20 protein-coding genes are annotated in these 22,430 nt (G+C 71.4%); 13 read left to right on the forward strand and 7 right to left on the reverse strand.

Annotated elements, in window-relative coordinates:
• Positions 1 to 178: 178 nt before the first annotated feature.
• The 5 genes from AB0K80_RS09240 to AB0K80_RS09260 are packed head-to-tail and all read left to right on the forward strand — an operon-like array spanning position 179 to position 5,649.
• Entirely contained in the window at positions 179 to 568 is a 390-nt protein-coding gene (locus AB0K80_RS09240) for a response regulator (RefSeq protein WP_365667458.1), read from the forward strand.
• Entirely contained in the window at positions 568 to 942 is a 375-nt protein-coding gene (locus AB0K80_RS09245; protein WP_365667460.1) for a response regulator, read from the forward strand. The genes AB0K80_RS09240 and AB0K80_RS09245 overlap by 1 nt, the downstream gene beginning before the upstream one ends.
• Before the next feature lie 14 nt (positions 943 to 956).
• Entirely contained in the window at positions 957 to 2,039 is a 1,083-nt protein-coding gene (locus AB0K80_RS09250) for a HEAT repeat domain-containing protein (protein WP_365667462.1), read from the forward strand.
• Positions 2,036 to 3,553 (forward strand): glycosyltransferase, encoded by a 1,518-nt coding sequence (locus AB0K80_RS09255; protein WP_365667464.1) that lies wholly within the window; start codon positions 2,036 to 2,038, stop codon positions 3,551 to 3,553. Before AB0K80_RS09250 ends, AB0K80_RS09255 begins: the two co-directional genes overlap by 4 nt.
• Before the next feature lie 29 nt (positions 3,554 to 3,582).
• Positions 3,583 to 5,649, forward strand: coding sequence for an ATP-binding protein (locus tag AB0K80_RS09260; protein ID WP_365667465.1), 2,067 nt, complete (start codon positions 3,583 to 3,585; stop codon positions 5,647 to 5,649).
• Positions 5,650 to 5,674: 25 nt separating this feature from the next.
• Here AB0K80_RS09260 and AB0K80_RS09265 read toward each other — a convergent pair whose 3' ends face one another.
• Together AB0K80_RS09265 and AB0K80_RS09270 are read right to left on the reverse strand one after the other, a co-directional pair.
• The gene (locus tag AB0K80_RS09265) at positions 5,675 to 6,589 is read right to left on the reverse strand and encodes a glycoside hydrolase family 16 protein (RefSeq protein ID WP_365667467.1); all 915 of its coding nucleotides are present in this window, start codon (positions 6,587 to 6,589) and stop codon (positions 5,675 to 5,677) included.
• Between the two features lie 224 nt (positions 6,590 to 6,813).
• Positions 6,814 to 7,467, reverse strand: coding sequence for a GAP family protein (locus AB0K80_RS09270; RefSeq protein ID WP_365667469.1), 654 nt, complete (start codon positions 7,465 to 7,467; stop codon positions 6,814 to 6,816).
• A 142-nt stretch (positions 7,468 to 7,609) separates the two neighbouring features.
• Here AB0K80_RS09270 and AB0K80_RS09275 point away from each other — a divergent pair, with 142 nt between their 5' ends.
• The 3 genes from AB0K80_RS09275 to AB0K80_RS09285 all read left to right on the forward strand — a co-directional run bounded on the left by AB0K80_RS09275 (position 7,610) and on the right by AB0K80_RS09285 (position 10,453).
• Positions 7,610 to 8,533, forward strand: coding sequence for an ABC transporter ATP-binding protein (locus tag AB0K80_RS09275; protein WP_365667471.1), 924 nt, complete (start codon positions 7,610 to 7,612; stop codon positions 8,531 to 8,533).
• A 109-nt stretch (positions 8,534 to 8,642) separates the two neighbouring features.
• Positions 8,643 to 9,398 carry an ABC transporter permease gene (locus tag AB0K80_RS09280; RefSeq protein WP_365667921.1) on the forward strand — a complete coding sequence of 252 codons (756 nt, stop codon included), beginning with the start codon at positions 8,643 to 8,645 and terminating at the stop codon, positions 9,396 to 9,398.
• Between the two features lie 47 nt (positions 9,399 to 9,445).
• Positions 9,446 to 10,453, forward strand: coding sequence for a COX15/CtaA family protein (locus AB0K80_RS09285; RefSeq protein ID WP_365667473.1), 1,008 nt, complete (start codon positions 9,446 to 9,448; stop codon positions 10,451 to 10,453).
• Positions 10,454 to 10,469: 16 nt separating this feature from the next.
• Here the strand turns inward: AB0K80_RS09285 and AB0K80_RS09290 are convergent, their stop codons facing one another.
• From AB0K80_RS09290 to AB0K80_RS09300, 3 genes are all read right to left on the reverse strand, one after another.
• The gene (locus tag AB0K80_RS09290; protein WP_365667474.1) at positions 10,470 to 11,588 is read right to left on the reverse strand and encodes an amidohydrolase family protein; all 1,119 of its coding nucleotides are present in this window, start codon (positions 11,586 to 11,588) and stop codon (positions 10,470 to 10,472) included.
• 165 nt (positions 11,589 to 11,753) lie between these two features.
• Positions 11,754 to 12,065, reverse strand: a complete 312-nt coding sequence (locus tag AB0K80_RS09295) for a hypothetical protein (RefSeq protein ID WP_365667476.1) — start codon at positions 12,063 to 12,065, stop codon at positions 11,754 to 11,756.
• Positions 12,066 to 12,122: 57 nt separating this feature from the next.
• Entirely contained in the window at positions 12,123 to 13,076 is a 954-nt protein-coding gene (locus tag AB0K80_RS09300) for a heme o synthase (protein ID WP_365667478.1), read from the reverse strand.
• 349 nt (positions 13,077 to 13,425) lie between these two features.
• Here AB0K80_RS09300 and tkt point away from each other — a divergent pair, with 349 nt between their 5' ends.
• The 5 genes from tkt to pgl are packed head-to-tail and all read left to right on the forward strand — an operon-like array spanning position 13,426 to position 20,157.
• Positions 13,426 to 15,528: a transketolase gene (gene tkt, locus AB0K80_RS09305; protein ID WP_365667480.1), complete on the forward strand. Its 2,103-nt coding sequence runs from the start codon at positions 13,426 to 13,428 to the stop codon at positions 15,526 to 15,528.
• 34 nt (positions 15,529 to 15,562) lie between these two features.
• Positions 15,563 to 16,681, forward strand: coding sequence for a transaldolase (gene tal, locus AB0K80_RS09310; RefSeq protein ID WP_365667482.1), 1,119 nt, complete (start codon positions 15,563 to 15,565; stop codon positions 16,679 to 16,681).
• A 4-nt stretch (positions 16,682 to 16,685) separates the two neighbouring features.
• Complete coding sequence (zwf, locus tag AB0K80_RS09315) at positions 16,686 to 18,209, forward strand: glucose-6-phosphate dehydrogenase (RefSeq protein ID WP_365667484.1); 1,524 nt, start codon at positions 16,686 to 16,688, stop codon at positions 18,207 to 18,209.
• On the forward strand, positions 18,206 to 19,375 hold the full coding sequence (gene opcA / locus AB0K80_RS09320; RefSeq protein WP_365667486.1) for a glucose-6-phosphate dehydrogenase assembly protein OpcA: 1,170 nt from the start codon (positions 18,206 to 18,208) through the stop codon (positions 19,373 to 19,375). Before zwf ends, opcA begins: the two co-directional genes overlap by 4 nt.
• Complete coding sequence (gene pgl / locus AB0K80_RS09325; protein ID WP_365667487.1) at positions 19,372 to 20,157, forward strand: 6-phosphogluconolactonase; 786 nt, start codon at positions 19,372 to 19,374, stop codon at positions 20,155 to 20,157. The genes opcA and pgl overlap by 4 nt, the downstream gene beginning before the upstream one ends.
• Positions 20,158 to 20,228: 71 nt before the next feature.
• Here the strand turns inward: pgl and AB0K80_RS09330 are convergent, their stop codons facing one another.
• Positions 20,229 to 21,068, reverse strand: coding sequence for a carbohydrate ABC transporter permease (locus AB0K80_RS09330; RefSeq protein WP_365667489.1), 840 nt, complete (start codon positions 21,066 to 21,068; stop codon positions 20,229 to 20,231).
• A complete protein-coding gene (locus tag AB0K80_RS09335; protein ID WP_365667491.1) occupies positions 21,065 to 22,429 on the reverse strand; it encodes an ABC transporter permease subunit in 1,365 nt (454 codons plus the stop codon). The genes AB0K80_RS09330 and AB0K80_RS09335 overlap by 4 nt, the downstream gene beginning before the upstream one ends.
• Between the last annotated feature and the right edge of the window lies 1 nt (position 22,430).

A 22,430-nucleotide genomic window follows, 5' to 3' on the forward strand; every position in this document is an offset into this window, starting at 1 on the left:
CCCCGAACCGCCCGGCGGTGCCGTACGTCACTTAGGCAGACCTAATTGACCTGCGGAAACGATCTTCGGCGCCTCGGGCCGGCAGGAGGCGCACGCCTGTGAGCGGTGGGGCTCATGTGGCGAGAATGCCGCAGAGATCATACTTTCTAGATACATGCCCTCATCCGCCGGGAATGCGATGAACTCTCCGCACGGATTCGTCCACGTCCTCGTCATCGAGGACGAACACGACGTCAGCGACCTGCTGAAGCGGCACCTCACCGCGCTGGGCTGCAGCGTGAGAATCGCCGCCTCGGGCGAGGAAGGGCTGGACCTGGCGTTCGCCGACCCTCCGGACGTGGCGATCGTGGACGTGTTGCTGCCCGGGATCGACGGGCGGGAGGTCATCCGCAGACTGCGAGCGGACGAGCGGACGAAGCGCTGCCACGTCGTCGTCTCCTCCGTGCTCGACCGGGACGACCTGGTCCCACTCCCGGCGGACGACCTGCTGGCCAAGCCGTTCCGGCAGGCGGCGGTGGCACGACTGCTCACCTCCTACCGGAGCTCCGTATCGCAGCAGGAGGACTGATGGCTCGTGTCCTGATAGCCGACGACGACGCCGACATCCGGGACCTCGTGGCATTCAAGTTGGTGCAGAGCGGTCATGAGGTGACGGCAGTGGAGGACGGCATGGCCGCGCTTCGAGCGGTGCGGGAGCGGCCTTTCGATCTCGTGCTCCTCGACATCCGGATGCCGGGGATGTCGGGACTGGACATCTGCCGCGCGGTGCGCGCGGCCCCCGACACCGCCTCGCTCCCCGTCATCCTGATCACCGCGCGGTCCCAGGAGGGAGACGTCGAGCTCGGCTTCGCCGCGGGCGCCGACGACTACATCGTCAAGCCGTTCAGCCCTCGGGAGCTGTCCAGCCGCGTCACCGCGATGCTCAGCCGGGTAGAGCGGTGATCTCGCTCGGCTTGGTGACACAGGCCCTGGTGTACCTGCTGGCCCTCGCGCTGGCCCTGAGCCTGCTGATCACGGGAATCCGCAGCGTGCGCACCTACCGGCAGAACCGACGCCGGCGGATCGCGGCGCCGGTGCGTGCTCTGCTCCTGGAACTGCTGTGCGCGGCGGAGGACGAGCAGAGCGCGTTGCTGGACCGCATCACACGTGTCGACAAGCGGACGTGGAAGGCGCTGGAACCGACCGTCGCGTCGATGCTCGGCAAGGTCTCCGGACGAGCGCGCACGACCCTGGTCCTGCTGTACGAGCGGCGCGGATCCCCGGCGGACGCCGTCGCCCGGCTGCGCAGCCGCAGCGCGGTCCGACGGGGGCGCGCCGCGCAGGTGCTCGGTCAGCTGCGCCACCGCCCGGCGGCCCCGTCGCTGTGCCGCCTGCTCGACGACCCGGACCGGGAGGTGCGGCTGACCGCGGCGCGGGCGCTGGGCCGTATCGGTGACCCCGTGGCCGTACCGCGCCTGCTGGCCTGCCTGCACGGGGCGCGCACCGTGCCGCCCGCGGTGGTCACCGCCGCGCTGGCCGCCCTCGGCCCGGACGCGTGGCCCGGCGCCGCTGCGGGGCTGCGGGACCCGGCGCCCCTGGCCCGGGCCGTGGCCGTCGAAGTTCTGGGGGTCACCGGCGCGATCACCCAGACCCCCGGCATCGTCCGTGCGCTGCGGGAGGATCCCGAGACCGAGGTCCGGATCCGCGCGGCGCGCGCCCTGGGCAGGCTGGGCATGCCCGACGGCCTGGAGCCGCTGCTGGCGGCCATCCGGCCCGGTGAGCCCTACGCCCTGCGCATCGTGGCCGCCGGGGCGCTGGGCAGTCTGGGAGCCACGGCGGCGACAGACCCGCTGGCGGAGGTGCTCGGTGACGCCGACCCGCATGTGGCAGGCACCGCGGCGCGAGCGCTGCTGCGGCTCGGCCCGGCCGGTGCGGCGGCGCTGCGTGAGGCCGCCGACGGCCGTTCGGGCGTGCGGGCCGCCGCCCAGGCCCGGGCCGTCCTCGCGGAGGCGGCCGTCGGCGGCACCCGCCAGGACGTCCTGGTGGAGGTGGCCCTGTGAGTACGGGGGCGGACGGCCCGATGCACGCGGCACACGTCGAGATGTGGGACGGGGTGCTCGGCACGCTGCACGGCCTGATCGCGGTGTGCGACACCGGCATCATCCTGTACTTCCTGGCCATCAACACCGGCTATCTGGTGCTGATCGTCCTCGCCCTCGCCGAGCTCGTCAGGAGGATGCGCCGGTCACCGTTCGCCGGCTACGAGGACGCCGCCGCCAGCCCGTTCACCCCTCCGATCTCGGTGATCATGCCCGCGTACAACGAGGCGGCGGGCATCACGGACGCCGTGCGGGCCATGCTGCTGCTGCACTACCCGGTGTTCGAGGTCATCGTCGTCGACGACGGCTCCACCGACGGCACGCTCGACGCCCTGGTCGAGGCCTTCGACCTCGCCGAGGTGGACCACGTCGTCCCCGAGGACGTCCCCATGCGGGGCAAGGTCACGTCCCTGCACCTGCCGAGGGGAGGTCCGGTGCCCGTGGTGGTGGCCCGCAAGGAGAACGGCGGCAAGGCCGACGCGCTCAACGTCGGGATCAACCTGGCCCGCTACCCGCTGGTGTGCATGGTGGACGCCGACTCCATCCTGGACTCCCAGTCCCTGCTCTCCGTCGCCAAACCGTTCAGCGACGACCCGCTGCGGGTGGTGGCGACAGGGGGTGTGGTCGGCATCGCCAACGGCTGCACCGTCGAGGCCGGGCGCGTGGTCGACGTGCACGTCCCCAGGGACCCGCTCGGACGTGCGCAGGTCGTCGAGTACCTGCGCGGTTTCTTCCTCGGCCGTACCGGCTGGTCCAAGGTGGGCGGACTGCTGATCATCGCCGGTGCCTTCGGCCTGTTCCGGCGGGACGCGGTGGTGGCGGTCGGCGGCATGGACCCGGACTGCATCGGCGAGGACGCGGAACTGGTCGTACGCCTCCACCGGCACCTGCGCGAGCAGGGCCGCCGTCATCGCGACTACCGCATCGTCTTCGTCACCGAGCCGATCTCCTGGAGCGAGGCGCCCGCCACGCTGCGGGTCCTCGGGCGCCAGCGGCGCCGGTGGCAGCGGGGTCTGACGGAGATCCTGCTCAAACACCGCCGCATGATCGGCAACCCACGCTACGGCCGCGTCGGGCTGGTGGCCATGCCGTTCTACGTGCTCTTCGAGCTGATCGCCCCCCTGGTGGAACTCTCCGGTCTGGTGCTGGTGCCGCTGAGCGTGCTGATCGGCGCGGTCAACGCCGGCTTCCTGTGGCGTTTCCTGCTCGCCGCCTACGCCTACGCGGTGATCGTCGGGCTGGTGTCGGTCGCGGTCGAGGAGTACGCCTACCACCGCTTCTCACGGTGGCGGGACGTGTGGGGCGTCCTCGTCGGCACGATCGTCGAGAACCTGGGCTACCGCCAGTTCACGGCTTGGTGGCGGTTGCGCGGCATGTGGGACGCGCTGCACAGGGCGCCGCAGGTGTGGGGCTCGATGCAACGCAGCGGATTCGGCCCGCCCCAGCCGGACCGGAAGGGCGGTGATGGGCTGTGAGGATCACCACCGCACGACGTGACGCGTCCGTGGCACGACGCCTCAGCCTGGCCTTCGGCCTGCTGATCGCTGTGCTCCTGGTCGTGGGAGCAGGGGCACTGGCGATGTCCCGGGTGGCGGACGACATGCACACCCGGAGCTACCGGCTGCAGCCGGTACTCCGCGAGAACGTCCGGGTGCGCGACCAGGTGACCCGCATGAACCGTGCCGTGCGCACCTATCTGCTCACCGGTGACGCGGCCGCGCGCAGCAGCTACCGCCAGATGCGCGACGAGCCCTTCGCCACCCTGGCCCACGCGCGCCGGGTCGCTCCCGCCTGGGCCCTCCCCGACCTCGCGGCGCAGGAACGGCGCCTGCGTGTCTACGTGCGGCTCGCCGACCAGCAGGCGAACAGCAGCCCCGGCAGCGCCGACGCTCGCCGGCTGACCGCCGAGGCCGGCCCGCGGCTCGCGGACTTCGACAGCGCCAACCAGCGGCTCGAGGCACGGCTCACCCGCGACATGCAGCGGCTGGAGGACGGAGCCGACAGGTTCCTCGACGGCAGCACCGTGGCCATCGGCATCCTCCTGGCGGCGGGCGGGGTGCTGGCCCTGTTCACGGCGGTGCACACCACCCGCGCCCTGACCGGACCGCTGCAGAGCACCGCCGCGACCCTGGGCCGGCTGGCCTCCGGCGAGCACTCGGCACGCGCGCGGGAGGCGGGCCCGAGCGAGATCAGGGCGGTGGCGAGGGCGGTGAACGCGCTCGCGGACGAGAGCGGCCGGCTGCGCGCCGTGGAGCAGGAGCGCCGCAGGCTGTCCCAGGCCGCCCGGGAGACCGGCATCCGGATCAGGGACCGGCTCGACGTCGACTACGTCCTCGACACCGCGTGCACGGGTATCGGTGAGGTCCTGGCCGCCGACTACGTCTTCATCCTCCTCGCCGAGGACGACGGCTCGGCGTTTCCCGTGGTCCGGGTGTGGTCCGCGGAGCGGGGCCTGCTGCCGGAGGACGAGGGGAGGAGCACTCCGACGCTGCCGGCGGACGTGGTCCGCGACCACTACCGGCGGGGCACGGTCTGGCTGATCACCGACATGCCCCGCTATGTGTCCGACGCCACGCCGATGCCGGGCGCCCCCGGCTCCTTCGGGAGGGACGGCATGCCCGTCGAGAACCGCACCGCCGCCGCAGCGATGAGGCTGGACTCGGTGGTGATCACGCCCATCGGCGTGGGAGAGGAACCGATCGGTGCCGTGGCTGTGGCGCGTACCAGCGCGGACCGCCCCTGGCGACAGGTGGACATCGAGATCGCCGAGTCCATGGCCAGCGGCCTCGGCCGGGCCCTGCACACCGCCCTGCTGTACGAGCAGGAGTCGACTCTGGTGGAGAAGCTGCGTGCCCTGGACAAGGCCAAGAGCGACTTCCTGTCCACCGTCTCGCACGAGCTGCGCACTCCGCTGACCAGCATCGTGGGGTACATCGAGTTGCTGAAGGACGAGGAGACCGGTCCGCTCACCCCGCCTCAGCTGCGCATGCTCGACGTCGTCGACCGCAATGCCAACCGCCTGCGGGCGCTCATCGAGGATCTGCTGACCCTGTCCCGTATCGAGTCGGGGGCGTTCGGCTCCCGGAAGGAACCGGTCGATCTGTGCCGCCTCGTCGCGTCGGCCACCGACGCGATCCGGCCGGCGGCCGACGCTGCCTGCGTCGGCGTGGAGACGCACTGTCCCCGCCGGCCCCTGGTGCTGGAGGCGGACAGCGACCAGCTCGACCGGGTCCTGATGAACCTGCTGTCCAACGCAGTGAAGTTCACCCCGCGGGGCGGCAAGGTCACCGTACGTGCCGAGGCCCGGGACGGCCAGGCGGTCCTGAGCGTCAGCGACACCGGCATCGGCATCCCGGCGGCCGAGCAGGAGAAGCTCTTCCAGCGGTTCTTCCGCGCGTCGAACGCTACGGAGTCGGCCATTCCGGGCACCGGTCTCGGCCTCACCATCGTCCGGACGATCGTGGAGAACCACGGCGGCGAGATGACCGTCGACTCCCGGGAGGGAAACGGCACCACCTTCACCGCCCGGTTGCCGATCAGTCCCCCGGGCGGGGCGGCTGTCCCGCCGTGAGCCGCTGCGCCCGGTACGGGGTGGTTCAGACGGTGTCCTCGAAGGTCACCCCCCGCGTCCGGTAGTCGGCGACGACGGCCTGCACCTCGGACGGGCTGAGCACCTGGTCCTGGGCGAAGTACACGTAGTCGACCTTCTGCTCGTACGCGCGTGTCTTCCGGCTGCTGATCCCCAGCAGATTGATCAGCCAGTGGTTGAAGCGGATGCTCATCGTCGACTCGGGCAGGTACGGCTCGCTGTGCGTGGCGAACACCCGGCCGTCGATGAAGTAGGTCACGGCGGTGCTGTCGACCGTGATGACCAGGTCGTGCCATCCGGCGAAGCTCGCGCGCTCCTGGGTGCTGACGTTCTCCTCCTGGGGCGGGTCCTCCGAGTAGGTCTCCCAGGAGGTCGCGAGCAGTGCGCTGCCGGGGATGCCCCACCCCCCGTTGGGCAGGTACTCGAAGTCGAGTTCGCTGTAGGACGGGTCCATCGGGTAGGCCAGCGGCGAGATGGTGAAGAACGTCTGCACCATGCGGTCGCCGTCCGGGCCGTAGATCGGCACGTCGCTGAACTGGACCCGTGCGGCATAGGTGCCGTGGAGGAACTTGCGCTGCTGGTAGATCTCGGTGTGCTCGGTGCCGGCCGCCGTGCCGTTGGTGCCGGAGCGCATCGTCATGATCGAGTTTCCGGACACGGTGGCGAAGGTGATGTTCTGCGGCCTCCACGTGGCACCGGGCACACCCGGGCCGCCCTGGCCGGACCGCAGGGTCCAGCCGTGCTGGGTGAGTTGCGGATCGAGGTAGCCGGTGTAGTCGAAGTCGTCGAACAGTGCCGGACCGACGACGGGCTGGGCGGCCGCGCGCGGGGCCGGGAGGGCGACGAGGGCCGCGCCCAGCAACCCGAAGGCGACGAGGCCGGCCGCGGCCCTCATCCGTGAGAGCAGAACGTGTCTGAGCATCAGTCAACTGCCTTTCCCTGGACTCCAGAAGGCGTCCGCTGCCCGACCTGTGCGGACCACGGCCAGTGAAGCATCGTCAGAAGATCACAATGGGGCGGATATGACCGGTTCACCCAGACAGCCCAATGCCGCCGGTGGCGGGTCCCGGGATGCGCGGCAGCGGCCGGAGGTCAGCTCCGGGCCCGCTGGGCCACGGTGACCGTCTCGGCCGGTGCTGCCGCGGTTCAGCTCAGGCGAACGGCGCCCTTGACGACCAGATAGACGCCGAAGGCCAGGCAGATGGCCATGCCGATGGCGCGGCTGTGCCGTTTCGCCGCGGCCAGCAGCGGGGTGAGCACCGATTGCGCCTGGGCGGGGGCGATCAGGTACAGCACGAGCGGCACGAGCACCGCGAGCAGCGCCAGCACCACGGCGATCGCCAGGACGACCACCTGGTCGGCCGTCGACACGGAGGCGCTGAGGGCGATCTCCTTCACCGCGGGCACGAACAGCGCCAGGCTGGAGAAGTTCACCGCCATCAGGCCCGCCCCGAGCGCGGCGCAGGCCGCCGGGCTCGTCACGGCGCGGTGCCTGCGGCGGTGTTCCGTGCGCGCCGGTACGAGCGCGGCGCGCACGGCCAGCAGGAGCAGGAGCAGGCCGAAGACGAGGTCGACGACCGGCGAGATCCTGACATGCCCCTGTCCGCGGGTGCCACGGAAGAGGACGAGCCCGGCCGCCCCGATGACAGCCAGCGGAACTGCGGCCCCCACAGCGAACGCGCCCGCCCGCCGACGCGCCCGGACCGGATCCGACAGCAGCACGACGGCCGCCACGAAGAGAGTCGGGCTGACCGCGGCTCCCAGAGCCAGCGGCAGTACTTTGGCCAGCAGTGTCGTCACAGGGCCAGTCAACGATGATCCGCGGCCGTGTCGGCGCGGACACGCCTGGTCCGGCGGTGGCGTCACCCACCGAGTCGGCTCAGGCAGGGGCATCACCAACCCCCCCGCCCCGGGCCGCGGGCCGGTACCTAGACTCGCATCCATGCGAAGTGAGCCCGTGGTCCAGGTCCAGGCCCTGGTGAAGCGGTACGGTACGAAGACCGCGGTGGACGGGCTCGACCTGGTGGCCCGCCAGGGCGTGACCGCCGTGCTCGGCCCCAACGGGGCGGGCAAGACGACCACGGTCGAGACCTGCGAGGGGTACCGCGAGCCGGACTCCGGCACGGTACGCGTCCTGGGCCTCGACCCGGTGAGCCAGTCCGCCGCACTGCGCCCGCGGATCGGCGTGATGCTCCAGTCCGGGGGCGTCTACTCGGGCGCCCGCGCGGACGAGATGCTCCGCCATGTCGCCAAGCTGCACGCGCACCCGCTGGACGTGGACGCGCTGATCGAGCGGCTCGGGCTCGGCTCGTGCGGCCGTACGGCGTACCGGCGGCTGTCGGGCGGGCAGCAGCAGCGGCTCGCGCTGGCGATGGCCGTGGTGGGGCGCCCGGAGCTGGTGTTCCTGGACGAGCCGACCGCCGGCCTCGACCCGCAGGCCCGCCGCGCCACCTGGGACCTGGTCCGGGATCTGCGCGCCGACGGCGTCTCGGTGATCCTCACCACCCACCACATGGACGAGGCCGAGCAGCTCGCCGACGACGTGGCGATCATCGACGCGGGCCGGGTCATCGCCCAGGGCTCCCCCGAGGAGCTGTGCCGCGGCGGCGCCGAGAACACCCTGCGCTTCACCGGCCGCCCCGGATTGGACGTGGGTTCCCTGCTCAAGGCGCTGCCCGCCGACTGCTCGGCCGCCGAGCTGACGCCGGGCTCGTACCGGGTGACCGGCAAGGTCGACCCGCAACTGCTGGCCACCGTCACGTCCTGGTGCGCCCAGCACGGGGTGATGCCCGACAGGATCTCGGTCGAACGGCACACGCTCGAGGACGTGTTCTTGGAGCTGACCGGTAAGGAGTTGCGTTCATGATTCCGGCCCGCACGGAGACCGGCCGGGGGTCCGGGGGTCGCCCCCCGGGAAGGCACAGCCTGGAGCTGACCGGTAAGGAGCTGCGTTCGTGACCGCCACCGGTACCGGGATGTACACGCCGAAGCCCGGCGCTGCGCCCCTCCCCCGCATGATCGCGGCGCAGGCCGCCCTCGAGACGAGGATGCTGCTGCGCAACGGCGAGCAGCTGCTGCTGACGGTCGTGATCCCGACCCTGCTGCTGGTGCTGTTCAGCACGGTCGACATCGTCGACACGGGCGCGGGCGAGGCGGTGGACTTCCTCACGCCCGGCATCCTGGCGCTGGCCGTGATGTCGACGGCCTTCACCGGTCAGGCCATCGCCACGGGTTTCGAACGCCGGTACGGGGTGCTGAAGCGGCTGGCCTCCTCGCCGCTGCCCCGCTGGGGCCTGATGACCGCGAAGACGGCGTCCGTGCTGGTCACGGAGGTCCTGCAGGTGGTCCTGCTGACGGCGATCGCCTTCGCGCTGGGCTGGTCGCCGCACGGGAACCCCTTCGCCGTCCTGCTCCTCCTCGTCGTGGGCACGGCCGCCTTCTCCGGGCTGGGGCTGCTGATGGCGGGCACGCTGAAGGCGGAGGCCACGCTGGCGGCGGCCAACCTGGTGTTCCTGCTGCTGCTGGTGGGCGGCGGGGTGATCGTCCCGCTGGACAAGTTCCCGGACGGGGTGCGGGACGTGCTGGGTCTGCTGCCGGTCTCCGCGCTCTCCGACGGCCTGCGGGACGTGCTCCAGCACGGCGCCGGCCTGCCCTGGGGCGACCTGGGGATCCTGGCCGTCTGGGCGGTCGCGGCCCTGGCGGCGGCCGGCGCGTTCTTCCGCTGGGAGTAGCGGCCGTGGCGGACCCTCGTGAAAGCGTGCACAAGCGGCGGCCTACCATGGACCGCGTGCCGAACCTGACCCGCGCCGACGCCGTGGCGGCCCTGCGCAACCCTCTCGCCTTCATCGCCGCACGCTGGACCCCGCACCCGAGGACCGTCCAGCGGGCGGCCCTGTCCGCGCTCGTGATGTCGGTGGTCATCGTGGTCACCGGCGGAGCCGTACGGCTCACGGGCTCGGGCCTGGGCTGCCCGACCTGGCCCAAGTGCACCGACGACTCGCTCACCGCGACCAGCGCGATGGGCTTCCACGGCGCGATCGAGTTCGGCAACCGCATGCTGACGTACGTGCTGTGCGCGGCCGTCGGCTGGGCGATCATCGCCGCGCGCTCGCAGAAGCCGTACCGGCGCGGCCTGACCCGGCTGGGCTGGGCGCAGTTCTGGATCGTGATGAGCAACGCGGTGCTCGGCGGGATCGTGGTCCTGGTCGGCCTCAACCCGTACACGGTCGCGGCGCACTTCGTGGCGACCTCGGCGCTGATCGCGGTCGCCACGGTGATGTGGCAGCGCACCCGGGAGGGCGACGCGGCGCCCCGTCCGCTGGTCGGCAAGGCCGTGCAGCAGCTGGTGTGGTTCCTGGTCGCGGCGGCCGTGCTGCTGATCCTGGTCGGCACGGTCGTCACCGGGGCCGGGCCGCACGCGGGTGACTCCAGCGAGGTCGAGCGGATGCCGGTCGACTGGGAGACCGTCGCCAAGGTGCACGCCGTGCTGGCCTGGGTCGTGGTGACGCTGACGTTCGCGCTGTGGTTCGTGCTGAAGGCGGTGGACGCGCCGAAGGGCCCGCTGAGCCGGACCCGTGAGCTGTTCCTGGTCCTGCTCGCCCAGGGCGTCCTCGGGTACGTGCAGTACTTCACGGACCTGCCCGAGATCCTGGTCGGCCTGCACATGCTGGGCTCCGCCGTGATGTGGATCTGGGTGCTGCGGCTGGTGCTCGCGCTGCGGGAGCGGCCGGAGGCGGTGGCCGGCCTGCCCGGTCAGGTGACCGAGGCGAGCCTGACCAAGGCGTAGGCCTGCGAGGCGGGCCTCACGACGGCGCGGGGGCCAGCCCGTAGACCCGCTCGGCGTTGCCCGACGCCAGCATGCCCGCCACTCGCTGGGCGTCCGCCAGGGACCACGCCCCCTCGGCGACCCAGGTGCCGAGCACCCGCCCCAGCGCCTCGCGGAACAGCCGCGCCCCCACCACGTGCAGCTCCGGCAGGCCCTGCGCGCCGCTGGAGAAGAGGATCTTGCCGAAGGGGGCCAGTTCCAGGATCTCCGCGAGGACGGTCGCGGCCCGGGCCCCGGTGCGTAGCAGCGCGGCGCCCGCGTCGACGTAGACGTGCGGGAAGACGCCCGCGAGGTGGGCGGCCTGGCGGTGGTAGGGGTAGCCGTGCAGCAGGATCAGGTCGGTGCCCAGCCCGGCCGTGGCCCGGACGAAGTCCGTGAGCAGGACCGGGTCGGTACGGTCGATGCGCAGGCCGGGTGCGGCGAGCCCCGCGTGCAGCTGGAGGGGCAGGCCCGAGGCGACGGCGATCCACAGCAGGTGCCGCAGCAGGACCGGGTCGCTGAGCTCTCCGCCGACGCTGCGGTCCGCCAGCCAGCGGCCGGCCGCTCCGCGTACCTCCCCCGGCCCGGGTGGCTCCGGCGCCAGCGCCAGGCCGTGCCGTACGCCGGCGACGGAGGTGAAGGCCACGGCGTGCGCGGCGGCGCCGTGCACGGACTCGGCGAGGTTGGCGAGGAACGACTCGACGGTGCCGGAGGTGTCGGCGACCTGCTCGGCCAGCAGCTCCAGCCGCACGATCTCATGGGCCTCGGCGCCCCCGGCCGAGGCCAGCTCGGCGGGGCCGGTGAGGTCACCGGGCAGGCCCGTGTCGACCAGGTAGGTGGTGATGCCGCTGCCGCGCAGCAGCCGGCGGCCCGCCTCCAGCACGCCGAGTTCACGGCGTCTGGCCAGGTAGCGGGCGGGGGTGCAGTGCGGCTCCAGGCCCAGCAGGGGCGGGCACCAGCGGCGGACGGCGAAGCCGGTCTGGGTGTCGAAGAGGGTGGTGCCGGGGGCGGGTGGGCCTTCGGTGCGGGCCAGCTGGGCCTCGAAGGTGCCGAGGCCCAGTTCGGTGCGGAGCACTCCGTGGCAGTACTGGTCCACCAGGGACGGCGTTGCGATCATCCGGGCCTCCCCGCGTGGACAGTGCGCTGCCTACCCGTCCTAACGGGTGAAGCGGGGTTGAGGTGGCGCCGGATCGCGCGCGAGGTGCGTGGGGTGCGGCCGCCGGGGCCGCGCGCGCGGCGGAGCCGCACATGGATGCGGCCCCGCGGCCCTGACGGGCGCCGCTCAGCCGCCGAGCTGGATGCCCGCCATCCGCTTCCACTCGTACGGGCCGGTCTGCACCTTGGCCGCGAACTCGCCGTCGAAGGTCTCGTGGCGGGTGATGCCGGCCTTCTCCACCGCCTTCTCGGCGAGCTCGTACGAGGGGGCCACCAGGTCTCCCCAGCCGCCGTCCGCGCCGACGAGGACGATGCGGGCGCCGCGCTCGCCGAGGTGGGCGATCTGGCCCTCGGCGCCGCCGTGCGCCTTGGAGAAGGAGCTGATCCGCTTGGCGAGGCGGGTCACCTTGCGCTCGTCAACCTGCTGCGTGTCTGCCATACCAGGATGCTACTCACGAGTAGATCGACTGGCGAGAGCAGGCCCCTGTGACGTGCGTCAGCGCAGGAAGGGGTCCACCGCCACCGCCACGAACAGCAGCGACACATAGGTGATGGACCAGTGGAACAGCCGCATCTCCTTCAGCTTCGCGCCGGTGACCTCGGCCTTCGCGCGGTTCTGCAGGGCGTGCGCCTCCCACAGCCACCAGCCGCCCGCCGCCAGCGCGACCGCGGTGTAGAACCAGCCGGTGTAGCCGAGCGGGGTGAGCAGCAGGGAGACGGCGACCATGACCCAGCTGTAGATCACGATCTGCTTGGCGACGACCTTGTTGGAGGCCATCACCGGCAGCATCGGCACGCCCACGCGCGCGTAGTCGTCCTTGACCTTCATGGACAGCGGCCAGTAGTGCGGGGGCGTCCAGAAGAAGATCACCAGGAACAGGATGACCGGGGCCCAGGACAGGGAGTCCTTCACGGCCGTCCAGCCGATCAGCACCGGCATACAGCCGGCGATGCCGCCCCAGACGATGTTCTGCGAGGTGCGGCGCTTGAGGATCATCGTGTAGACGACGACGTAGAAGAGGAGCGCGCCGAGGGAGAGCCAGGCCGAGAGCCAGTTGACGGTGAGGCCGAACAGCAGCGTCGAGACGACCGCGAGGCTGATGCCGAAGACCAGGCACTCGCGCGGGCCGACCATGCCGGTGACCAGCGGGCGCTGCGAGGTGCGGTCCATCAGGGCGTCGATGTCCCGGTCGATGTACATGTTGAGCGCGTTGGCGCCGCCCGCGGACAGGTAGCCGCCGATACAGGTGAGCAGCACCAGCTTCAGGTCGGGCACGCCCTGCTCGGCCAGGAACATCACCGGCACGGTGGTGATGAGCAGCAGCTCGATGATCCGCGGCTTGGTCAGCGCCACGAACCCCTTGACACGGGCCCCGAACGGCCGGTGGGCCGGGCTATGGCTCGTCCCGATTACCCCCGCTGGACGGGATTCAACGGCCGTCACGCACACCCCTACAGAGACATCCCAGCGAGCCTCCCCCGTGTGAATGGGCGGTCAAGGCTCGCGCGTACCACGCCACTGTAGACGTTGCCCAGACCGGGACATTCGCGGGGGTCGGGTCGTGTTGGAGCGCACGCCCCGACGTGCGCTTTCCGGCTCGGTTGAGCACCCGGATGAGCGGTTGCGTATTCACCTGTCGAGTGCGATACGGCCAAGTCAGCAGGCGGATGCGAATCCGTGCCCGCAGTCTGGAACGACCCGGAAGTAGGCACGTCGTACGGGGGTAGGCTCGGCTCCGGCCGGTGGGCGCCCCGATACACCGGCATGACGAACATGTGGAGAGGAGCCCTGACCCAGGGTGAGCACCAAGCCGACCACCACAGACCTCGAGTGGACCGAGTTGGACCAGCGGGCCGTCGACACCGCGCGCGTCCTGGCCGCCGACGCCGTACAGAAGGTCGGCAACGGCCATCCGGGTACGGCGATGAGCCTGGCGCCTGCCGCCTACACCCTCTTCCAGAAGGTGATGCGGCACGACCCCTCGGACGCGAACTGGGTCGGACGCGACCGTTTCGTGCTGTCCGCCGGCCACTCGTCCCTGACCCTCTACACCCAGCTGTACCTGGCCGGCTTCGGCCTGGAGCTGGACGACCTGAAGTCCTTCCGGACGTGGGGGTCGAAGACCCCGGGTCACCCGGAGTACGGCCACACCGTGGGGGTGGAGACGACCACCGGTCCGCTGGGCCAGGGTGTCGCCAACGCCGTGGGCATGGCGATGGCGGCCCGCTACGAGCGCGGCCTGTTCGACCCGGACGCGCCCGAGGGCGAGTCCCCGTTCGACCACTTCATCTACTGCATCGCCGGTGACGGCTGCCTGCAGGAGGGCATCTCCGCCGAGGCGTCCTCCCTCGCGGGCCACCAGAAGCTGGGCAACCTGATCCTGCTGTGGGACGACAACCACATCTCGATCGAGGGCGACACCGAGACGGCCGTCTCCGAGGACACGGTCAAGCGGTACGAATCCTACGGCTGGCACGTGCAGCGCGTGGAGCCGAAGGAGAACGGCGACCTGGACCCGGCCGCGATCTACGCGGCGATCCAGCAGGCCAAGGCGGTCACCGACAGGCCGTCCTTCATCGCGATGCGGTCGATCATCGCCTGGCCCGCCCCGAACGCGCAGAACACCGAGGCCGCGCACGGCTCGGCCCTGGGCGAGGACGAGGTCGCGGCCACCAAGCGGGTGCTGGGCTTCGACCCGGAGCAGACCTTCGAGGTCGCCGACGAGGTGATCGCCCACACCCGCAAGGCGATCGAGCGGGGCCAGGCCGCGCGGGCCGTGTGGGACAAGGCGTTCCAGCAGTGGCGGGACAACAACCCCGAGCGGGCCGCCGAGTACGACCGGATCGCCGCCGGGGAACTTCCCCAGGGCTGGGAGGAGAAGGTCCCGGTCTTCGAGCCCGGCAAGGCGGTCGCCACGCGGGCCGCGTCCGGCAAGGTGCTCCAGGCGCTGGGCGCCGTGATCCCGGAGCTGTGGGGCGGCTCGGCCGACCTGGCCGGTTCGAACAACACCACGATCGACAAGACGTCGTCGTTCCTCCCGGCGGACAACCCGCTGCCGGAGGCGGACCCGTACGGCCGCACGATCCACTTCGGCATCCGCGAGCACGCCATGGCCGCGGAGCTGAACGGCATCACCCTGCACGGCAACACCCGCGTCTACGGCGGCACCTTCCTGGTGTTCTCCGACTACATGCGCAACGCGGTGCGCCTGTCGGCCCTGATGCACCTGCCGGTGACGTACGTGTGGACGCACGACTCCATCGGCCTGGGCGAGGACGGCCCCACCCACCAGCCGGTCGAGCACCTGGCCTCGCTGCGCGCCATCCCGGGCCTGAACATCGTGCGCCCGGCCGACGCCAACGAGACCGCGATCGCCTGGCGGGAGATCCTGCGCCGCTGGACGAAGGAGTACGGCAAGGGGCAGCCGCACGGTCTGGCGCTGACCCGCCAGGGGGTGCCGACGTACGAGCCCAACGAGGACGCGGCGCGCGGTGGTTACGTGCTGTTCGAGGCCGAAGGGCCGGAAGGGCAGAACGCAGTGCCCGAGGTGATCCTCATCGCGACGGGTTCCGAGGTGCATGTGGCCGTTGAGGCCCGTGAGCAGCTCCAGGCCGCCGGGGTGCCCACCCGGGTCGTGTCGATGCCGTCGGTGGAGTGGTTCGAGGAGCAGGACCAGGGGTACCGGGACAGCGTCCTGCCGCCGTCCGTCAAGGCACGTGTCGCGGTCGAGGCCGGAGTGGGCCTGACGTGGCACAAGTACGTGGGAGACGCCGGCCGCATCGTTTCCCTGGAGCACTTCGGCGCGTCCGCCGACGGCAAGGTGCTCTTCCGGGAGTACGGCTTCACCGCGGAGAATGTGGCCGCCGTCGCCCGGGAATCGATCGCCGCAGCCCAGCGCTGACGCTCATATACGACACGTAGGAGATGGAATTTCCATGACAGACGCACTCAAGCGCCTCTCCGAGGAAGGCGTCGCGATCTGGCTGGACGACCTGTCGCGCAAGCGGATCACGTCCGGCAACCTCGCCGAGCTGATCGACCAGCAGCACGTCGTGGGCGTCACCACCAACCCGACGATCTTCCAGAAGGCGATCTCCGAGGGCGACGGCTACGACCAGCAGCTCGCCGACCTCGCCGCCCGCGAGGTGACGGTCGAAGAGGCCATTCGCATGATCACCACGGCGGACGTCCGGGACGCCGCCGACATCCTGCGCCCGGTCTTCGACGCCACCGGAGGCAAGGACGGCCGGGTGTCGATCGAGGTCGACCCCCGTCTGGCGCACAACACCCGGGCCACGGTCGCCGAAGCCAAGCAGCTGGCCTGGCTGGTGGACCGGCCCAACACGCTCATCAAGATCCCGGCCACCGAGGCGGGTCTGCCGGCCATCGCCGAGACGATCGCCACGGGCATCAGCGTCAACGTCACGCTGATCTTCTCGCTGGAGCGCTACCGCAAGGTGATGGACGCCTACCTCACCGGCCTGGAGAAGGCCAAGGAGAAGGGTCTGGACCTGTCGCAGATCCACTCCGTGGCGTCCTTCTTCGTCTCCCGCGTCGACACCGAGATCGACAAGCGGATCGACGCGCTGGGCACCGACGAGGCCAAGGCGCTGCGCGGCAAGGCCGCCATCGCCAACGCCCGCCTGGCCTACCAGGCCTACGAGGAGGTCTTCTCCTCCGAGCGCTGGCAGGCGCTGGAGAAGGCGGGCGCCAACAAGCAGCGTCCGCTGTGGGCCTCCACCGGCGTGAAGGACAAGGCGTACCAGGACACCATGTACGTCACCGAGCTGGTCGCGCCGAACACGGTCAACACCATGCCGGAGGCCACCCTGCTGGCCACCGAGGACCACGGCGAGATCACCGGTGACACCGTCGCCGGCACGTACGAGCAGGCCCGCGCCGACCTCGACGCCGTGGAGAAGCTCGGGATCAAGTACGACGACGTGGTGCGGCTGCTCGAGGAGGAGGGCGTCGAGAAGTTCGAGGCGTCCTGGAACGACCTGCTGAAGTCGACCGAGGCCGAGCTCAAGCGCCTCGCCCCCGCGGAGGGCTGAGACCTTGTCGAGCAGCAACCCGCTGCGTGACCCTGCCGACCGACGGCTCCCGCGTATCGCGGGGCCGTCGGGCCTGGTCATCTTCGGCGTCACGGGCGACCTGTCACGGAAGAAGCTCATGCCCGCCGTGTACGACCTCGCCAACCGGGGTCTGCTGCCGCCGGGCTTCTCCCTCGTCGGGTTCGCCCGCCGCGAGTGGGAGCACGAGGACTTCGCGCAGGAGGTCCACGACGCGGTCAAGGAGCACGCGCGCACGCCCTTCCGCGAGGAGGTCTGGCAGCAGCTCGTGCAGGGCATGCGGTTCGTGCAGGGCACGTTCGACGACGACGACGCGTTCGAGCGGCTGCGCTCGACGATCGAGGAGCTGGACAAGGCGCAGGGCACGGGCGGCAACTTCGCCTTCTACCTGTCCGTGCCGCCGTCGGCGTTCCCGGTGGTCATCCAGCAGCTGAAGAAGCACCAGCTGGCCGACCAGAAGAACGGCTCCTGGCGGCGCGCGGTCATCGAGAAGCCCTTCGGTCACGACCTGAAGTCGGCCGAGGAGCTCAACGCGCTCGTCCACGAGGTGTTCGCGCCGGAGCAGGTCTTCCGGATCGACCACTACCTGGGCAAGGAGACCGTCCAGAACATCCTGGCGCTGCGGTTCGCCAACACGATGTTCGAGCCGATCTGGAACCGGTCCTTCGTGGACCATGTGCAGATCACGATGGCGGAGGACATCGGCATCGGCGGCCGGGCCGGCTACTACGACGGCATCGGCGCCGCCCGGGACGTCATCCAGAACCACCTGCTGCAGCTGATGGCGCTCACCGCGATGGAGGAGCCCGCCTCCTTCGACGCGGACGCGCTGGCCGCGGAGAAGACCAAGGTGCTCGGTGCCGTACGGCTGCCGAAGGACCTGGGCCGGGACACCGTACGCGCCCAGTACACGGCCGGCTGGCAGGGCGGCGCGAAGGTCATCGGCTACCTCGACGAGGAGGGCATCGACGCCACCTCGAAGACCGACACCTACGCCGCGATCAAGCTGGGCATCGACAACCGCCGGTGGGCGGGCGTGCCGTTCTACCTGCGCACCGGCAAGCGGCTGGGCCGCCGCGTGACGGAGATCGCGGTCGTCTTCCAGCGCGCCCCGCACTCCCCCTTCGACACCACCGCCACCGAGGAGCTGGGCTCCAACGCGATCGTCATCCGCGTCCAGCCCGACGAGGGCGTGACGGTCCGCTTCGGTTCGAAGGTGCCCGGCACCTCCATGGAGATCCGGGACGTGTCGATGGACTTCGCCTACGGCGAGTCGTTCACGGAGTCCTCGCCGGAGGCGTACGAGCGGCTGATCCTGGACGTCCTGCTCGGCGACTCGAACCTCTTCCCGCGCACCGAGGAGGTCGAGCTGTCCTGGAAGATCCTCGACCCGATCGAGGAGTACTGGGACAAGAACGGCAGGCCCGCCCAGTACCAGGCGGGCACCTGGGGGCCCGTCGAGGCGGACGAGATGCTGGAGCGAGACGGACGGAGCTGGCGCCGGCCATGAAGATAGACCTGACCGACACCACGGCCAGCAAGATCAACAAGGCGCTGGTGCAGGGCCGCCGGGCCATCGGCACGCCGGCCGTCGGCATGGTGCTCACGCTGGTCATCGTCACGGACGAGGAGAACGCCTACGACGCGTTGAAGGCCGCCAACGACGCCTCGCACGAGCATCCCTCGCGCACGCTGGTGGTCATCAGGCGTGTCTCGCGCACGCCCCGCGACCGCACCTCCTCGCGCCTGGACGCGGAGGTGCGGGTCGGCGCGGACGCGGGCAGCGGCGAGACCGTCGTGCTGCGGCTGTACGGCGAGGTGTCCGACCACGCCCAGTCGGTGGTGCTGCCGCTGCTGCTGCCGGACGCGCCGGTGGTGGTGTGGTGGCCGGTGAACGCGCCGCTGGACCCGGCCAAGGACCCGCTCGGCGCCCTCGCCCAGCGGCGGGTGACCGACAGCTACTCGGCGGAGAAGCCCGTGGACGAGCTGCGGGCCCGCGCCGAGAACTACGAGCCCGGCGACACCGATCTGGCCTGGACCCGGATCACCCCCTGGCGTTCCATGCTGGCCGCGGCCCTCGACCAGGTGACCTGCGAGGTCATCTCGGCCGAGGTGACCGGCGAGGAGCACAACCCGAGCGTCGAGCTGCTGGCCATGTGGCTCGCCGACCGGCTGCGCGTGCACGTGCGGCGCGGGGTGTCCGGCGGTCCGGGCCTGACCGAGGTGCGGATGCGGACGACCTGCGGTCCGATCGTCCTGCACCGGCCGGACGGGGCGATGGCCACGCTGTCGCTGGAGGGGCAGCCGGACCGCGCGGTGGCGCTCAAGCGCCGCGAGACCTCCGACCTGATCGCGGAGGAACTGCGGCGGCTCGACCCGGACGACACCTACGCCTCGGCCCTGCGCTTCGGCGTGGACCGCCTGGGCGGGATGGGGACGGTGTCCGAGCCGCGTCCGTGGGACAAGGCACCGGCGCTGCCGATGGCCGCGTCGGCGTCGGCCTCCGAGGAGCCGTCTTCCTCCTCCGGAAGCGAGGCTTCCCCGTCCGAGAGCCCGGCTTCCCCGGCCGAGAGCCCGTCGGACGCGCCAGGCGCGTCGGGCGCCTCCGACGGCGGGGACGGCGACCGGCCGACCCCGGCGCAGATGCCCCCGGTCAAGAAGGCGGCGGCGCAGTGAGCACGGCACCGCAGCTGGTCGTCCACCGCGACAAGGAGCTGATGGCACAGGCCGCGGCGGCCCGGCTGATCACGAAGATCGTGGACGCGCAGACCTCGCGGGGTTCGGCGTCGGTGGTCCTCACGGGCGGCCGCAACGGCAACGGCCTGCTGGCCGCGCTGGCGGCGGCACCGGCCCGGGACGCCGTCGACTGGAGCCGGCTGGACCTGTGGTGGGGCGACGAGCGGTTCCTGCCGGAGGGCGACCCGGACCGCAACGTCACGCAGGCACGCGAGGCCCTGCTGGACGCCGTACCGCTGGACCCCAAGCGCGTGCACGCCATGCCCGCGTCCGACGGTCCGTACGGCCCGGACGTGGACGCGGCGGCGGCCGCGTACGCGGAGGAACTCGCCCGGGCGGCGGCCCCGGAGAACCACGGCCCCGTCCCCACGTTCGACGTGCTGATGCTGGGCGTCGGCCCGGACACGCACGTGGCGTCGCTGTTCCCCGAGCTCCCGGCCGTCCGGGAGACGGAGCGCACGGTGGTCGGCGTGCACGGCGCGCCCAAGCCGCCGCCGACCCGGATCACCCTCACGCTCCCCGCCATCCGCGCGGCCCGCGAGGTGTGGCTGCTGGCCGCCGGCGAGGACAAGGCCCGGGCCGCGACCCTCGCCCTGTCGGGTGCGGGCGAGGTGCAGGCCCCGGCGGCGGGGGCGTACGGCCGCGCCCGCACGCTGTGGCTGCTGGACGCCGCGGCGGCCTCGCACCTGCCGCGCTCGCTGTACCCACCGGCTTCGCCGTGAACGACGACTCGGGCCCCCCGCTCCCGGTGGAGCGGGGGGCCCGAGTCGTGGGAACACGGGGTCGTGCCGGGCTACTTCACCGACCCCGCCATCACCCCCTGCACGAAGTGCCGCTGGAAGGCGAAGAACACCACCACCGGCACGATGAGCGACACGAACGCCCCCGGGGCCAGGACGTCGATGTTGCTGCCGAACTGGCGGATCTGGGACTGCAGTTCCACGGTCAGCGGCTGGGAGGAGCTGTCGGCGAACAGCAGGGCCACCAGCATGTCGTTCCAGACCCACAGGAACTGGAAGATGGCCAGGGAGGCGATCGCGGGCCGGCCCACCGGCAGGACCAGGCGGGTGAAGATGCGCCACTCGCTGCCGCCGTCCATGCGGGCCGCCTCCAGCATCTCCTTCGGCATCTCGGCGAAGTAGTTGCGCAGCAGGAACACCGCGAACGGCAGGCCGTAGGCGACGTGGAAGAGGACGACGCCCGGGATGGTGCCGAACAGACCGAGCTGGCCGAAGAGTTTGGCCACCGGCAGCAGGCCGATCTGGACCGGTACGACCAGCAGCGCCACCACGACCAGGAAGATCGTCTCCCGGCCGGGGAAGTCCAGCCAGGCGAAGGCGTATCCGGCCAGTGCCGCGATGACGACGACCAGGACCGTCGTCGGCACCGAGATCAGCACCGTGTTCCAGAACGCCTGTGTGATGCCCGCGTTCCCCAGCAGCGCCGTGTAGTTGTCGAAGGACAGCTGGCCCGGGCTGGTGAACACCGTCCACCAGCCGCCCTTCGCCGTGTCCTCGGCGGACCGCAGCGAGGAGAGGAACAGCCCGGCCAGCGGTGTCATCCACACCAGGCCGATCACCACCAGGAAGGCCTGCACCAGGCCGTTGCCCAGGTGCCGCCTGACCGCGTTCATCGCTGACTCCTTCGGAAGCGACGGACGTTGAAGACCATGGCCGGGATGACCAGCAGCAGGAGCAGCACGCCGAGCGCGCTGCCCAGGCCCTGGTTGTTGCCGCCGCCGAACGACACCAGCCACATCTGGGTGGCGAGCACGGTCGCGTCCTCCTGCACCGGGCCCGGCGCGATGATGTAGACGAGGTCGAACACCTTCATCACGTTGATGACGAGGGTGACGAAGACGACCGTGAGGACGGGGGCCAGCAGCGGCACCGTGATGCGGCGGAAGATCTGCCACTCGTTCGCGCCGTCCATGCGGGCCGCCTCCAGGGCGTCACGCGGCAGCGTCGACAGGCCCGCGCCGATCAGCACCATCGCGAACCCGGTCCAGATCCACAGGTACGCCCCGATGATCGCGGGGGTGACCAGGGCCGGGCCGAGCCAGGAGATGCCCTCGTAGGGCGGGGCGAAGTTCGACGCGGGGAGCCGGACGGTGTACGAGCCGCCGGGCAGGTCCGCGAAGCGGAAGGAGCCGTCGGGCGCGGTGGTCGCCGAGGCGACCGTCCGCCCGTCGCGGACGGCCTCCACCTTCATCTGCGGCAGGCCGCTCTCCCGCCGGTCGACCTTGCCCTGCTGCCCTCCCCCGCCGGGGGTGAAGTCGAGGTAGACGACACCGCGCAGCTCGCCGGGCGTGGCCTGACGGCCGGCCGCCGGGTAGGCGGGGCGGGCGCCCGCGGGCAGGTCGTCGGGGCGGACGCCGACGAGTCCGAGGGTCACGGTGTCCCCGGGTGACACGCTCCCGCTCGTGCGGTACGCCCCGTCCGCCTCCCGGGTCAGCCCTTGGCCGTCGCGGGCCCGGGCCGTCGGGTAGGAGGAGGTGTCCTCGAAGGCGTCGTGGACGGCGACCACGGCGGCGTTGAGCACGCCCTTGTCGGGGTCCTCGTCGTAGGCGAGCCGGAAGATGATCCCGGCGGCGAGGAAGGACACCGCCATCGGCATGAACAGCAGCAGCTTGAAGGCGGTGGCCCAGCGGACCTTCTCCACCAGCACGGCCAGGATCAGGCCGAGCCCGGTCAGCAGGGCCGGGGCCACGACGACCCAGATCGCGGTGTTGCGGATGGCCTTGAGCGTGGCCGGGTCGCGGAACATCTCCGTGTAGTTCTCGCCGCCCACGAACCGGGTTCCTGAGGCGTCGAAGAAGCTGCGGCCGACCGAGAACAGCACGGGGTAGACGACCAGCGCGCCCAGCAGGAGCAGCGCGGGCAGGACGAACAGCAGGGCGACGATCGTGCCCCGCCGCCGCAGGCGCCGGCCGCGTGCGCTGCCGGGGGCCGGGGCGGCCGGGGGGCTCGTCTCCTTCACCAGGGTCGAGGTCATG

The organism is Streptomyces sp. NPDC052682, from assembly GCF_040678435.1.
Lineage (GTDB): Bacteria > Actinomycetota > Actinomycetes > Streptomycetales > Streptomycetaceae > Streptomyces.

What these genes read in the sequence shown, in the direction of transcription:
- AB0K80_RS09240 (WP_365667458.1), top strand. Translation starts at nt 179, where the DNA reads ATGAACTCTCCGCACGGATTCGTCCACGTCCTCGTCATCGAGGACGAA.
- AB0K80_RS09245 (WP_365667460.1), top strand. Translation starts at nt 568, where the DNA reads ATGGCTCGTGTCCTGATAGCCGACGACGACGCCGACATCCGGGACCTC.
- AB0K80_RS09265 (WP_365667467.1), bottom strand. Translation starts at nt 6,589, where the DNA reads ATGCTCAGACACGTTCTGCTCTCACGGATGAGGGCCGCGGCCGGCCTC.
- AB0K80_RS09275 (WP_365667471.1), top strand. Translation starts at nt 7,610, where the DNA reads ATGCGAAGTGAGCCCGTGGTCCAGGTCCAGGCCCTGGTGAAGCGGTAC.
- AB0K80_RS09280 (WP_365667921.1), top strand. Translation starts at nt 8,643, where the DNA reads ATGTACACGCCGAAGCCCGGCGCTGCGCCCCTCCCCCGCATGATCGCG.
- AB0K80_RS09285 (WP_365667473.1), top strand. Translation starts at nt 9,446, where the DNA reads ATGGACCGCGTGCCGAACCTGACCCGCGCCGACGCCGTGGCGGCCCTG.
- AB0K80_RS09290 (WP_365667474.1), bottom strand. Translation starts at nt 11,588, where the DNA reads ATGATCGCAACGCCGTCCCTGGTGGACCAGTACTGCCACGGAGTGCTC.
- AB0K80_RS09295 (WP_365667476.1), bottom strand. Translation starts at nt 12,065, where the DNA reads ATGGCAGACACGCAGCAGGTTGACGAGCGCAAGGTGACCCGCCTCGCC.
- tal (WP_365667482.1), top strand. Translation starts at nt 15,563, where the DNA reads ATGACAGACGCACTCAAGCGCCTCTCCGAGGAAGGCGTCGCGATCTGG.
- opcA (WP_365667486.1), top strand. Translation starts at nt 18,206, where the DNA reads ATGAAGATAGACCTGACCGACACCACGGCCAGCAAGATCAACAAGGCG.
- AB0K80_RS09330 (WP_365667489.1), bottom strand. Translation starts at nt 21,068, where the DNA reads ATGAACGCGGTCAGGCGGCACCTGGGCAACGGCCTGGTGCAGGCCTTC.
- AB0K80_RS09335 (WP_365667491.1), bottom strand. Translation starts at nt 22,429, where the DNA reads ATGACCTCGACCCTGGTGAAGGAGACGAGCCCCCCGGCCGCCCCGGCC.